The sequence below is a fragment of the Bacteroides sp. AR20 genome (assembly GCF_964250605.1).
GTDB lineage: Bacteria > Bacteroidota > Bacteroidia > Bacteroidales > Bacteroidaceae > Bacteroides > Bacteroides uniformis.
The window spans coordinates 39665-53161 of the sequence record NZ_CAXUGK010000018.1; the positions used below are offsets into that span (position 1 = coordinate 39665).

The 13497-nt window shown below is 49.4% G+C and carries 14 protein-coding genes; 2 read left to right on the forward strand and 12 right to left on the reverse strand.

What is annotated here, in order from left to right; genetic code table 11:
• Position 1: 1 nt before the first annotated feature.
• Both ACESTD_RS10780 and ACESTD_RS10785 read left to right on the forward strand, forming a co-directional pair.
• Complete coding sequence (locus ACESTD_RS10780; protein WP_044467804.1) at positions 2–988, forward strand: glycosyltransferase; 987 nt, start codon at positions 2–4, stop codon at positions 986–988.
• Positions 973–2040, forward strand: coding sequence for a glycosyltransferase family 2 protein (locus tag ACESTD_RS10785; protein ID WP_118264506.1), 1068 nt, complete (start codon positions 973–975; stop codon positions 2038–2040). The genes ACESTD_RS10780 and ACESTD_RS10785 overlap by 16 nt, the downstream gene beginning before the upstream one ends.
• Positions 2041–2063: 23 nt before the next feature.
• Here ACESTD_RS10785 and ACESTD_RS10790 read toward each other — a convergent pair whose 3' ends face one another.
• From ACESTD_RS10790 to ACESTD_RS10845, 12 genes are all read right to left on the reverse strand, one after another.
• Positions 2064–3215 carry an AAA family ATPase gene (locus ACESTD_RS10790; RefSeq protein WP_182424322.1) on the reverse strand — a complete coding sequence of 384 codons (1152 nt, stop codon included), beginning with the start codon at positions 3213–3215 and terminating at the stop codon, positions 2064–2066.
• 107 nt (positions 3216–3322) lie between these two features.
• Complete coding sequence (locus ACESTD_RS10795; protein WP_117589620.1) at positions 3323–3766, reverse strand: N-acetylmuramoyl-L-alanine amidase; 444 nt, start codon at positions 3764–3766, stop codon at positions 3323–3325.
• Between the two features lie 33 nt (positions 3767–3799).
• Positions 3800–3913 carry a smalltalk protein gene (locus ACESTD_RS10800; protein ID WP_005837338.1) on the reverse strand — a complete coding sequence of 38 codons (114 nt, stop codon included), beginning with the start codon at positions 3911–3913 and terminating at the stop codon, positions 3800–3802.
• Between the two features lie 82 nt (positions 3914–3995).
• On the reverse strand, positions 3996–4511 hold the full coding sequence (locus tag ACESTD_RS10805; protein WP_005837337.1) for an HU family DNA-binding protein: 516 nt from the start codon (positions 4509–4511) through the stop codon (positions 3996–3998).
• Between the two features lie 405 nt (positions 4512–4916).
• Positions 4917–5165, reverse strand: a complete 249-nt coding sequence (locus tag ACESTD_RS10810) for a DUF4248 domain-containing protein (protein ID WP_005827481.1) — start codon at positions 5163–5165, stop codon at positions 4917–4919.
• 130 nt (positions 5166–5295) lie between these two features.
• A complete protein-coding gene (locus ACESTD_RS10815) occupies positions 5296–7110 on the reverse strand; it encodes a DnaB-like helicase C-terminal domain-containing protein (protein ID WP_373158863.1) in 1815 nt (604 codons plus the stop codon).
• Between the two features lie 94 nt (positions 7111–7204).
• On the reverse strand, positions 7205–7396 hold the full coding sequence (locus ACESTD_RS10820; protein ID WP_133303830.1) for a hypothetical protein: 192 nt from the start codon (positions 7394–7396) through the stop codon (positions 7205–7207).
• Positions 7339–8463 (reverse strand): DUF4373 domain-containing protein, encoded by a 1125-nt coding sequence (locus tag ACESTD_RS10825; RefSeq protein ID WP_044467799.1) that lies wholly within the window; start codon positions 8461–8463, stop codon positions 7339–7341. The genes ACESTD_RS10820 and ACESTD_RS10825 overlap by 58 nt, the downstream gene beginning before the upstream one ends.
• A 520-nt stretch (positions 8464–8983) precedes the next feature.
• Entirely contained in the window at positions 8984–9931 is a 948-nt protein-coding gene (locus ACESTD_RS10830; RefSeq protein ID WP_035448703.1) for a phosphoribosyltransferase, read from the reverse strand.
• Positions 9928–11127 carry a glycosyltransferase gene (locus ACESTD_RS10835; protein WP_044467798.1) on the reverse strand — a complete coding sequence of 400 codons (1200 nt, stop codon included), beginning with the start codon at positions 11125–11127 and terminating at the stop codon, positions 9928–9930. The genes ACESTD_RS10830 and ACESTD_RS10835 overlap by 4 nt, the downstream gene beginning before the upstream one ends.
• A 15-nt stretch (positions 11128–11142) precedes the next feature.
• Positions 11143–12279: a glycosyltransferase family 1 protein gene (locus tag ACESTD_RS10840; protein WP_035448699.1), complete on the reverse strand. Its 1137-nt coding sequence runs from the start codon at positions 12277–12279 to the stop codon at positions 11143–11145.
• Positions 12263–13489, reverse strand: a complete 1227-nt coding sequence (locus ACESTD_RS10845) for a glycosyltransferase family 2 protein (protein WP_035448697.1) — start codon at positions 13487–13489, stop codon at positions 12263–12265. Before ACESTD_RS10845 ends, ACESTD_RS10840 begins: the two co-directional genes overlap by 17 nt.
• Positions 13490–13497 lie beyond the last annotated feature (8 nt).

Here is a 13497-nt window from a genome sequence, read left to right on the forward strand (position 1 = left end):
TATGGAGAAGTGGCTGAGTTTTATTGTTCCGGTATACAATGTGGAAGATTATCTGTCTGAATGTGTAGATAGCTTGTTGAATCAGGATGTTCCGTCAGAGCTATATGAGATAATACTCTATGATGACGGGTCCACTGACGGAAGTCTACGGATAGCGCAGAAATATGGGGCTGATTATGCTAATATCCGTGTCTTTACCCATCCGAATTCCGGAGCGGCTGAAACTCGCAATGAGGCCATTGAAAAGGCAGTCGGCAAATACATCTGGTTTGTTGACAGCGATGATTTCATAGCTCCCGGCTTGTTGTCCCGTCTTTATGAGAAGACCCGTGAAGGCCATTTGGACATGCTGATATTCAATAATGTAGCTTTTGAAGACGGCAAATGCAGGCGTTTTGTCGGATTTGATGTACCCGAATCACCGATAAAGACGGGGATAGAACTCTATCAGGATTTCTATTACAATCCGGTACTGACCAATCGCTTGATACTCCGTGACCTGCTGACAAGGCACCGTTTGCGTTATATTCCGGGGAATAAGGCAGAGGATTGTGTGCTGAATCCTCTTTGTTTTTATCATGCCAATGCTGTCTGTTCACTTCCGGTCGATGCTTATTATTATCGGATGCGCAGTCAGTCGGTGTCTCATCATGTTGATAATCAGAAAAGAATTATAGAGTCTTTATTAGAAGGGCTCGAAAGCCACAGTGACTATATGAAAGAACATCCGGCCCCTGGTTTCTGGATGAGGGTTTGTGTACACGATATACGACGGGTACACATTTGGCTGGATACTGCTTGTGGTAATAGGAAAGAGAAAAGCGGGTTCATTTGCCGGGAGAGGTCGGCTCTAAGGTCGGCGTTGAAGCGGTTGCCTTTCCGGTTGTCCATTGATTATGCTGTCTTATGCCTGGCTTCGCTTTCCCCTTTATTGATACTGGATGTGCAACGTTTTTTACGTACAATGAAACGATGGATAAAAAGATGAATACTTTTCCGCTCATAACGCTGGGAATACCTATTTATAATGCTGCGAGTCTTATAGAGCGTACATTATTGTCCGCCCTTAATCAAACGTATCCGAACATTGAATTTGTTTTTGTCGATGATAAAGGGGACAGTATGGATATAGTTCGCAGGGTAGTCGGGGAACATCCACGTGGAAGTGCTGTCCGTATTATCGACCAAGTGGTCAATCAGGGTACGGGGGCGGCACGCAATGCCATTGTGGAGAAGGCGACGGGAGAATATCTGTTTACGATGGATTGCGACGATGTTCTTATACCGGAGTGCATCGAATTACTATACAATAAGATGCAGGAACATCCGGTGGATTTTGTGGCAGCATCTTTCGTCCGGCGTGATTTGGAAGGAAAAGTGTATCCCGGTGGATGCCGGTACGCGGATACTCTGATTGCTGATGGAGATTATGCTGTGGCTAAATATCGTTACGGACGGGGACAGAATATTTTTGTAGCTACCTGGAACAAGCTCTACCGGACGGAGTTTCTGCGCAAGAACGAGGTTCGTTGTATTCCTCATTACCTGATTGATGACCCCTGGTTTACGTATCAAGTGATATTGCGGGCCCGTTCTTGCCGCTTGTTGCCGGATTGTACACTGTTCTTTACTTATAATCCTCAATCGGTGACCAGTGTGAAAGAGCGGCAAGGGTATTCCGAGTTCTTGGCAGAACAATATATCGGTACGCAGTTGTTGAAGTCCGGGTATATACACTCTTTGACTGGCGAACCCTTCTATAACGGACTGATGCTCGACATCTTGAAAATGAGCCTTTATCATGCCAACCGGGTATATGCTTCTGCATGTATTTCGCCGGAGAAGAAGCGGCAATATCTGGAAAATCTTTTATCCCGCCATTTTTTCTATCCGTCACATTGGCATTTGGATAAAAATTTGATGAAACTGCTTCCTTTTCTTCTGTTCTATATGATGCCTATGGCCGCTAAAAAGTGGATGGTTGGCTTCATGGTCAATATAAATCTGAAGGATAAGGTGAAGCGCTGGCTTCATTTTTAGCAAGTGGCATTGTTGTTCATCTATTAATAGACGGACTCACTGTCCTTTATCGGCATGTAGTAGGGAACCAGGTATTTGATGAATCCTTCGGCCACTTCCTTGTTGGGGAATCCCAGCCGATAGATGTTGAATTCTTCGTCATATTCCTTTATCGTGAGGTAGCCGCTTTGGTAAATCACGGCAATGGGATTATCCTTGAACGACTCCACGTCTGTCAGTGTCTCTGCAGTCACTCCTTCACTCGTAAGGTCGGGCAGACAGAAGTTGTTGTCTTTCAGCAGTTTCACAAGGTAGGTGGGGGTGCCGGTCTCGAACCAGTAGCTGCCGAACTCCAAGGAACGGAACGTATTCAGCAGGCTGAAGGGGTTATACAGATTGGTTCCGTTCTGGCGGAAGCGGTAGCCGTCGTACCTTTCTTTCAGTCGCAGGCAGACTTCGTCGTAGGTGATACCGTAGTTTTCGGCTATCTGGTGCAGCGGTTCTTCAAAATAGGTGTGTATCTCCTTGTCGGTCATTCCGCAGAGCGTCTGGAACTGTCGGTCCATGGAGAGGTCTATCAGGTTGTTCAGGTCGCTGAACACACTGACCTTTCCGAATTTCGTCACCCCCGTCAGAAATCCGAAGCGGATATACCGGTCTTGCGTCTTCATTACGGAGTAGAAGGCTTTGAGCGTGTTACGGTATTCGTTCTGCAGTTCTTCGTTGCCTATGGACTGGAGCATGGGTTTGTCGTATTCGTCCACGAGGATGACCACGCGCTGGCCGGTCTGCTCGTAGGCGCGGCGGATGATTCCCTTGAAGCGCAGTTCTGGGTTGACTTCGCTGGGGACAGTTCCGTAGATGCTTTCCCACTGGCAGAGGGTATCGTTCAATACATTGATAAGGCTGTTTTTCTCATCGTATTTGCTTGTGTTCAAATCCAAATGCAGTACCGGATATTTCGTCCATTCTTTTTCAAGCTGTTCCATTTCCAGTCCCTTGAACAGTTCCTGCTGCCCGTTGAAGTAGGCTTCCAGTGTGCTGATGAGCAGACTCTTTCCGAATCTCCGTGGGCGGCTCAGGAAGTAGTAGTTACTTGTATTGACCAATTGGTGAATCAATGCAGTTTTGTCTACATAGGTGTACTCACCAAGACGGATTTTCTCAAAGCTCTGTATTCCAATAGGGTACCTCATACGGCTGAACTTTGTTTGATGCGCATTTTGCTTAATTAGAACAAATGTATGAATAAAAAATGAGGTGGCAAAGCTTTTGTCATGCTTTGTCACCTCTCTTTTCTTGGTTACCACTTCTCTTTTTTTACTTCAAAACACGGGCATTGTTTCGTCCATTCCATCGGTTCCACCTCTCCGTTGTTGTTCCGGTCGGGGCTGAGGTCGCGATGTCCCGCCACTTTGGCTTCCGGATAGTCCATCAGCAAAGCGCGGACCAGTACGCGAAGCGAGTGGCGCTGCCATTCCGTGCGTGTGTCTTTGGGATTCCCATAGTGGTCCAATCCGCCTTCGTAGGCGATTCCGATAGAGTGGGCATTGTAGCCGCGGGCGTGGGCGCCGGCCCTCTCGACCGGGCGTGTGGTCAGGATTTGTCCGTCACGGCGGATGTAGAAATGATAGCCCGTGCCATCAAATCCACGTCGGCGGTGCGCGGCTTCCAGAGCTTGCCCGGTAAAGGGACGGTCCTCGCACGTGGCGCTGCAATGTATCACAATCAAGTTGATTTTTCTCATTTCTTTCTACTGTTTGCCTTTGGGGGCTGTGCGCTAAAGGGGACCACCGCTGTTCATGGCGTGTGCGCTGAATGCACCCAAAAGTGCCGAAGCTACAGCGATGATTACTTTCAGAATCTTGTCCCAGGTTGATGATTTTGTACTCATAATGGTTAATGGTTAGGGGTTAGTGATTAGGGGTAGGGGTTAGGGAACACAAGCTCATCGCTTATCGCTAACCCCTATTTTTTTATCCCAGCGGATTCTCCCCCTGGTCTCCGTCGGAACCTCCGCCATCGGGGTTATTGTCGCCGCTTCCGCCGCCGGTGCTATCCTTGTCGGCAGTTACAAGCTCGAAGACGAGGTTGTTTGCTCCGCCTTTGGTGGTGGCGTTGCTGTCGTTCACTAAGCGCAGGGTGTTGGCTACCTTGAAGCGGATGTTGACGCGCTCGATGTTTTTTACGGTGCAGTCTTTGGCCAGTTCGGTGGCACGGCACTTGAAGGTGGTGTGGAAGATTCCGAAACCGTCCAGACGGACACTGTTGCCGTCCGTCAGCGTCTGGCGCATCTGGCGTACGATGGCTTTGCCTACGTGCTCCACGTCTTCGGACGACATGGCGCCCAGGGCTTCAATGTCTTTTGCGATGCGGGCAAGGTCGAAGATTTTGGCATCTTGGGGCTTGCGTTTCAGGGTGTAGACCATGGGGGAGCTGCTGTCCCCGATTTTCTTGTGGCGCTGTGTGCGCACTACTAATGCTGTTGACATGATGGTTGATGTTTAATGGTTAATGTTTCATTCTGAAGGGGAAAGGAGGTGTCTCCGCGGCGATGGCCTCTGTTCCGTTTCGTTGATACAAAGATAGGACATGGGGCAGGGAAGAAGGGAGGTTGGGGGAGGCAGGAGGAGGTTGGAAGAGGATAAGGGAGGTTATTGTTTCTTTTGTTTTGGATTTGTGACAAATAGGAGGTATATTTGTATTCGCATAGATGTGCGTAAACTGAATAAAAAGACATGGAATATGTTGGAAAACAGTAATCAGGATATGTGCTGTTTTAGCTCGTTTTGATGAAGTGCGTGATGTGGTGGTATATGCCAATCTTGAAAACGAGGCATTGCGTGAGCATATAGACAGAGTGGGGGTGAGGATTTATGTGAAAAGTGGGGAACCTTCTAAGAAGGCTCCCCGAAGACATTGATCATAAGCTGCACCTGCGCGGGCGTGTACCGTCGGCAATAGGGGTTCATGCCCGTGGCAAGCAGGCGCTGTTCCAGCCCGGGGGCGGTGCGTATCCATTCGTTCAGCCGGTTGACGGCAGTCTGCTGGGCAATGCCCGGAAGGTAGTACATGGCGAGTTCGCCTTTCCCGTAACTGCGGACGGGGAAGCGTGGCTCTGCAAAGGAATCATTCTGTTTCATCATATTCTTTAAAGTTCAGGTTGTATGTTTTCTTTAATACGGATAACACATGATTGCACGGATAACCTGTGATTGCACAGTTTGCACATGCTTGCACGGATTCTCTTTTTCTGTCTTGTAAAGATACGGATTTTTATTCGAATAACCTGCCTTGTTCTTCATTATTTTTCAACCAATTCTCATTGTCGAACTGCGTGTTCACCGGTCCCGGTCGCTCTCCTTGGGGGGTGTGGATGATGTCTTCCTCGCAGGGCCAGTAGCGTCCGTTCAGGTGGTTGTAGACGAACTTGGCTTCGGTGTGGGCACTGCCCAAGTGTTTGAAACGGACCTTCTCGATGTAGATGGTGGCTATCTGTTTCGTGTCGTTACGGTCTACCACGAGGCAGAAGTCGGACATGTTGGCGAAGTTGGCGGAGCCGTTGATGTCGTTCATCTCGACGCGGCGCAGGGTGCCGTCCTTTTCGTTGCGGTTCACCTTGCGGGGGTGGGCCACGAGGATGACGAGGCACTGGTTGCGGGTGGCGAAGCGTCCCAGCTTGTTCAGCGTGTCGGTGATGTAGTCCATTTCCGTCTGCCCCGGTTCCAGACGTTGTTCCAGGCGGTTCATGGGGTCGATGACGAGGATGCGCACCCCTTTGCGGCGCACCACCTGGCGGGCTTTCTCCAGGATGTGGTCGATGCCGTAGCTCCCGTCGTCGGGCAGGATGTGCGACACGTTGCGGTCCAGCCAGCCCACTGCCTGCCCGTAGACGGCTTCCGTCATGCCCGGTCCGAGGGTGAAGCGGTGGCCGGTCAGCTTCTCCGCCAGCTTGTGCAGGTGGTAGGCGATGGGCATGTTTTCGGGGCTGAAGAAGGCGATTTCCCACTCGTGGCGCAGGCAGAGGCGCAGCACCAGCTCGTCGGTGAATTCGGACTTGCCGTCGCCGGGGCGTCCGGTCATCACCAGCAGGCGGCGGGGCTCGAAGGTGCAGTGTTCGTCGAAGTTGTCCCAGCCGGTGTCGGCACCCCGCTGCAGGCCGTTCTCGTAGAGGGAGCGCAGGTCGTCGCGGCAGTCTTCGGCGGTGAAGATGCCTTCCAGGGGCACTTCTTCGGCTTGCTCGATGCAGATGCGGAGGCTTTCGGCGCCGTATTTCACCAGATGCTCGTTGGCATCCTTGCAGCCCTCGCCGAAGTGCACGATGCGGCAGCGTTCCACTCCGATGCGGCGCGTGAGTTCCTGCCGGAGCGACTGCCCTGCCGGGTCCTCGTCTACGGCGATGTAGATGGCCTGCTTGTCTTCGAAGTGCGACTCCACGAAGCGGTCCAGCCACGTGAGGTTGCTCTGGGCGCCGGCGGGCACGGAGACGACGTCCTTGCGTCCGGCGGCGATGACGGCTGCCGCGTCGAACTCGCCTTCGGTGATGATGCACTCCGGGGTGCCGAGGATGCTGTCCACGTTGTAGGGGATGAGCTCGGCCCCCTTCACCATCATGAAGTGTTTCAGGGCGCTGCGGTACTTGGTGTTGACGAGCGTCCCGTTCTCGAAGTAGTTGAAGCAGATGCAGTTCTCCTCCTGGCTGCTCTCCGGGAGGCGCACCGTCTCTTCGGTGATGCGCAGGGTGCGCAGCAGCTCCTGCGGCAGGCAGCGGACGGTGGTCCAGTAGCGTTCCAGGTTCTCGGAGAGTTGCATCCGGGCAGGGTCGAAGGTGGGACGGCGGAAGTGCTGGGGCGGTGCGGAGGGCTTCCGGTGCATGTCGCGGCGCTGCTGCTTGAGGCGTTCTTCGGCGTCGTCGGGCACGTAGAGCTTGTAGCCGCAGTGGTGGCAGTAGCACAGGCCTTTGTCCAGGTCTATGGAGAGTGACTTGTTGCCTTTGTGTCCGCGGGTGTCGTTGCATTGCGGGCAGATGGTCTTGATTTTGCCGCTGATGCGGCCGCGGGTGTCAATGCCGCGTTGATGAAAATTTCTCATATGGGATTTGTTTTGTTGGACAGAAGGACGTACTTGTCTTCTCGTTTTTGTCTCTTTGTCCTTTTGTCCGGTAAATGGTTATACATGAATGGTTTCACCCCTTCCGAAGCCACACTTCGCGGGGGGAAATGCCACACTTCACGGGGTGGAATGCCACACTTGGGACGTGCTGAAGTGTGGCATCCGGGGCGCTGGGGTGTGGCATTCCGGATGCCGGAGTGTGGCGTTTCAGCCGGGTTTCTGTTTCGGCTTTTTCGATGAAGGCGGCGGGGTTTGCGACGTCCACGAACGGGTCGTTTCGTTCCAGAAGGCGGTATTGTCCGGTCGGGGTGGCGCTCCGTCGGGGATGGGGCAGCCCAGGTAGGTGCGCCGTCCGTCCACAAGCTGCTCGTAGCGGTAGGGGTCGGGAGGTGCTGTCGCCTGCTGCTTGGTGTCCAGGGAGCAGAGAGCCTCGTGCAGGGCGTGTGAGGTCCGGCTTCCGGCACTGACATAGTTGACGAAATATCCTTGCACATCACTTATTTCCAGTAGATTACCTCCTTTGCCGTAGGCTTCGATGTGTTGCTTGAATATTTTCACCGCTTCCCGGATGTGGCGTTTCAGCAGGCATCCGTAGCCGCTTTTCATGCAGGCGATGTCCAGCCAGGAGCTTTCGAGGGTGAGGTTATCCACCATTTCGCGCCATGGTCGTACGGGGTGTCCCGGGTCTTGCGACCGGTCGCTGCCATCGTCGTTGTCGTCGTCATCGTTGCCGTCGCAAGTGGTCTGCGCTCCTCCGGACGTTGACGGTGGCACTCCTCCGGCATCCGACGGCGGAAGAGGCCTATCGGCATCAGCGGCAGTTTCTTCTTCTGCTGCTGATGCTGCTGTTGTTTTTATATGATTATTTATATTCTCTTTATTATTTCCCTCTGTCGCTTTCGGTAATTCGCTGTTTTCTAGTGGATTGATTGTTTCTAGGGCTTGTTTTTCGGCGTTTTCCCTCGGTGTTTTTTGCCATTTTTCGTCATTTTTTGCCTTGGAATACGGCTTTGCCTCCCCCTTTTTTGCCGTTTTTTCGTCTTTTTTGCGTGGGGGATTCAGCTCTTTCGGCGTGAAATATCCGTCTTCCTCGAGTTCGAAGAGTCCGTATTCCCGGATAATTTTCAGGAGGTAGGCAAGCGTTACTTTCTTCCCGTCGCAATGGGGACGGAGGTATTCTTGTCGTGCGCGAGGTTCGGGCAGCATTCCCAGTTTCTCGATGATGACCCAATAGGCACCCAATCCTCTCAAGCCTTCTTTTTCTGTCAGTTGTTGCATTCTGGGGTCGCACATGGCCATCAAGGGATGTTGTAAATAGAAATTTCTTTTCATTTTAATTGTTTTTTGCAAGGAAAAGTATTGCGTAAAGCGTGGTTGCTTGTTGTTGCGACGGCGTTTTTCGTAGCGTTTTCTCTTTGTTTTATGGTGCAAAGGTAGGGATAATAAAATAGTGGTGCAGCCCGAATAGGTACGGTCTGCATACGTTGTTTTTGTTGACAAACAACAAGTTACGGTTTCTAAACTTATGGAAACCGTACTTGTCTTAATAAATGTAAATTGAAAGCTTTTTATTCTTTCTCTTGTTCAGAAACTTGTTTTATTTTTTTTATCCGGTTCTCTATGGGGATGAGTTCCTTGCTTTCCCTGAAGCTGGCTTTCCGGTCACTCTTGAAGATTGTCCGAATGACTTGTTTAATAACTTCGGCTATTACCAGTCTTTCTTCTGCATGTTTGGTTGTTCCGTTAAAACTCCAGAACTTTTGCCCATCTACGGTAAGGGCTAAATTAAATTTTTAGTCATGATTATTTGTTTTTAAAAAGATGCAAAGGTAGTCATAATATTGTATAAAGCTTATTTGTTTAGCAGCCTTTTTAGCTTGTCACGCTTTGAGATGAGGAAACGTCGTAGCCAAGGGAAAGTTTCTCCAGACTTTAGATTATAGTAGATGGATTTTGAATCGTAAATCATTTGAAAAGTTTCCGTACAGAGTACTGGCTTCTTGGTCAGACGATTGATTTCTATGGCTTGTTGTAGGGAACTTTCTACAAAAAGCATGTAGGTGGTGGATAATTTATATTCTTTGGCTTTAAATGAGGCATGGCAGTTGGCACGTTGGCGGGCTTCTTTGTTGGGCAGGTCTAGCATGACCAGTTTATCATATTTTACATGGTTTTTCTTTAACCAGGCCATGGTTTCCGGGCGGTATTTCTCTAAACGTGAAGTGACCAGCGTACCTACTTCGGTACGGGGAATGAATAAGGGTTGGGCGTTCAGTAGGAATTCGCGGTAGCGTGGTCCGTCATCATTTTCTTCGGGAGTAGGATCTACGCAAAGAACCCCGTCAATATCCAAACATGCTTTTTTCAGGATTCCATGGTTCATTATGTTCCACTGGAAGAAACGGGGATAATCCAGAATCTCAAAATGATAATCCACGCTTCTGGTATGTTCAGGCACACTGTAAATGGCACAATATTTTATTTCATAGTTGTCATTGAGAGCTTTCAGCAATGTTCGGCATTTATTTATGGCGTTTCCGGTGGCAATGCTGTCATCTACCACTAATACTTTGCGGATGTGGGTCATGTTGAAAGTTTTGCCACGTTCTCCGGTCTGATAGATGTGTCCGTTGCGGAATGAGTCCAAGTCTGTTACTGGCAGATTCAAATAGAGTGCCAGCAGGTTGGCGGGAAACATGCCACTGCGGGGGATGCCCACTATCAGGTCAAAATCACGTGGCAGTATGCTGAGATGTTGCAGGATGCAGTGGTTCAAGTCATCGATGTTGCGATAATTCATAATATTCTATTATTGAAATGCTCAATGATTCTATAAATTTTCTTCACGCTGTGCCCCCAACTGTGGGTTTCAGCGAAGGATATGCGTTGTTGTGCCAATTTTTTGTCATCGGATTCGGTTATGGCGTGGTCAATGGCAGAAAGCCACTCTTGCGGGTTCGTGGCCAAGTGCGTGTAGCCTGCAAAGATGTTGCGCATGGTGTGGGTACTGGTTGCCACGGTCGGTTTGCCCATTGCCAGATATTCGTCAATTTTCAGCGGGTAGTTGCCATCGGTGATGTCGTTTATTATTTGTGGGTTTATGCAAACGTCATAGGTGGCAATATATGCAGGCAATTCACTTGTTTTTTTTTGCCCGAGAAAATGGACGTTCTTCAGTGTGTGGATACGGTGTTGGCGGAATCCGTTATCTTCCGGTCCGGTGAACACAAAGTTGTATTCGGGGCGTTGTCTGATTATTTCATAGAGCAAATCTCCGTCCAGGCGGGTACTGTTTACAGTACCCATGTATCCGATGATGGGGTGGGGAATTCCTTTTATGTCGGCGGGTATGCCGTAGCTTCGGGAAGCATCATACAGCTCTATGTTCACTCCGGTTTCTATCGGATATGTCTCCGGATTATAGGCTAGCAATTCTGCAGCGAAGCGGCTGGAGTTCGCCAATACAATGTCTGCAGAAGCGGCCAGCTCTGGCTCGAGGCGGGTACCGTGCTTGCGCCAATAGGCTTCTCCGATGATGTAATCGCGACGGTAGTAGATGGATAGCACCGGATGAATGTATTCCTTCAGATACCGGCTGCGGTAGATGTCCGTATCAATAAGATGGATGTAGTCCTTAAAACCGAGTTGTGCAGCTTGCTGCACAATCCACCGGCCGATACGGCGGTTGTTCTGTCTGTTGAAGAAGTTGAACAAGGGAGCGGGTAGAAAGTTTACGGACAAAAGTGTGAACGGGCAGTCCAGTACCCACATGTTTTTGTTGATTTGCCGCAGGGGAGAAGCTTCTCCTTTGATGACAGACATACGGCGTATGTAGGAGGGAGCTTGCTTGTTGCCTTTCAGCCGGGTGGAATAGTCCATAGGTGTATTGATGTAGAGCACTCGGTTCTGCTTTGAAATTTCTAGCGCCGTATTCTTGATGGTGCTTCCTATTTCAATGTCCCACGTCTGCAGGCTGGTAATGATAAAGTCTTTCATACCTATGGCTTTTATTTAGGTTTCTAATGATTGTTTCTTCTGTATTTCGCGATAAATCTTCGAATATGCTTCAGCTGTATTCCTCCATGAAAAGAGTTTCACACGTTCCAGCCCATAGTCTACTTGTTTTTGATAGAAGTCCGCGTCATTTTCCAATTTAATCAGGGCATCGGCTATTTGTTGCGGTTGTTCCGGATTGATAAGAACTGCTCCTTCACCTGCCACTTCGGGCATGGCCGAAGTGTGGCTTGTAATGACGGGAGTGCCGCAAGCCATGGCTTCGAGTATGGGAATGCCGAAACTTTCGCGCAGGGAAGGGTATAAAAAGGTGAAGGCTGTATTATAAAGGGCTGCCAAATCTTGGTTGTCAATGTAGCCCGGATAAAACAACTGTTTCTTTATTTCTGTGATTTGCTCTTGCCGGAGGAGGGCGTCAATATATTCCTCTTTCAAATCGGCTATCAGCAACGGACGTTTCACAGCCGATTTTTCCAGATAGAGGGCATAAGCCTTCAGTGTGCGTGCTGCATTTTTCTTGGGGTCGGTATTGCCCAAGAAGAACAGAAAACCTTCTTGTGGGATGTATTTTTTGATGATGTTGGAGTGGGGTGTCCGAGGGATAAAGTGTTTATTGTATCCGTTGTATACAGCTGTTATCTGTTGCTCCGGCAGGTGCAACGCTTCCCGGATGCGGTTGCATTCGAAATGTGACACTGTGATTATCTTTTTACACTTCTTCAATATTCTTGGAACAACCATCCGTCGGTAGTGCCATCCCATTTCCTGATAGAGCGAAGGGCTGCGGTGCTGCCGCGGTTCCAGATAGATGATGTCATGCAATGTCAGTACCAAGGGGACCGGGCACCACAACGGAGCTGTATTGGATGTACAATGTAGCAGGTCTGCCTGCAATTGCTGTACAGTATAAGGTAATGCCACTTGCTCCCATAATGGATAAGAGGGACAATGCACTTCTATGATGCTTAGGTTCTCCGATTCTTCCAGACAGCGGTCTTCGCCCGCAGAAACCAGCACATAATAGTGGTTCCCGTCCTTACGCTTCTGCAACTCTTTTAGAGTTTCCAGAATGACAAAGTCCATTCCGTGCTTGTCACTGCGGAAGATGCGTTGAGCTTCAATCGCTATTTTCATGGTTACTGATGCTTGTTATCTTTTTCTTTTTTTTGCCGAAAAAGCGTCCTATATGGCTGAATATACTTGAGAATATCAGTATAGGCATGGCCCAAACTGCTTTACGGAAATGGCGGGCTATTTCCCCTTCGGGCATTGCCATAAGGAAGGTGACGCCAATGGCTAACAGCAGTATATACCATTTAAAGCAGAGTGTCCAGTCCAAGAAAGTCATCCCTATAGCTATGAGGACGGTAAGTCCGATAAGTAGCAGGCGAGAAGGCATAATCCACTGTACCAGTTTATTGCAATAATCCCACCGCCCTTGCAGGAAGGCAAGGGGAAGGCGCTTCAATGCCAGGAAAGTGCTGCTGTACTGGGAGGCAATCCAGCGCTGGCGCTCTTCGTTATAGCCGTACGCATTGTCCTTCTTCTTGCTGTAACAGACAATTTCTTCCAAGTATTCTGTATATATGTTTTGTTCCAGCAAAGCTACTTCCATTGCTTTGCTGAAGTCGCTTCCTTTCAATGTAGGAGCTATTTCATGGAACATCGCAAAATCAAAAGCCATCCCCGAACCGATTAGGGCTGAAGAGAATCCCAGAGTTACTTGACCCTTGCGGAATATATGGTTGTTGATTTCTTCACTGGCAGCCGTAAGGACAGCAATACTGGTATTCAGGTTCTCAGCCATACGGTGTGCCTGGATGGAATCGCATCCCGAATAATATGCATTGTTGAATAAGTCAAGTGCGTTGGGCACTACACGGTTGTCGGAGTTGAAAATAACTACCATATCATATTCGTGTGGAGAATAACGTTCCATGACCTGCTGGATAGCGTATACTTTGGTACAACTTTCCTTATCGGGCACTACAATATTGACCGGCATCTGAAGAAGTGTGATAAGATCCTCCTCGGGTAGTTGGGTGGCAGCGACCGCAATGTCATATTTCTCGCGCGGATAGTTTTGCGTGTCAAGGAAAGTGTTGATACTGCTGATAACCTCTTTGCCGTCACGCAGGACGGTGAATACAACAAGAAAACGGTGTTGTATATTTGCATGGGGATAGGGATTCTTGTACTTTCTCAGAGAAGCGAGAGAATAGATGAACAAATAGGCAATGGGGAGCAGGAAAATCAAAAACAAGATAGCATCTCCCATTTGCAGGGCATTGTTGTTTTCGTCCATCCACCAGTCCGGATTGAATATGGAAAAGATTTCGTTCATATAGTTAC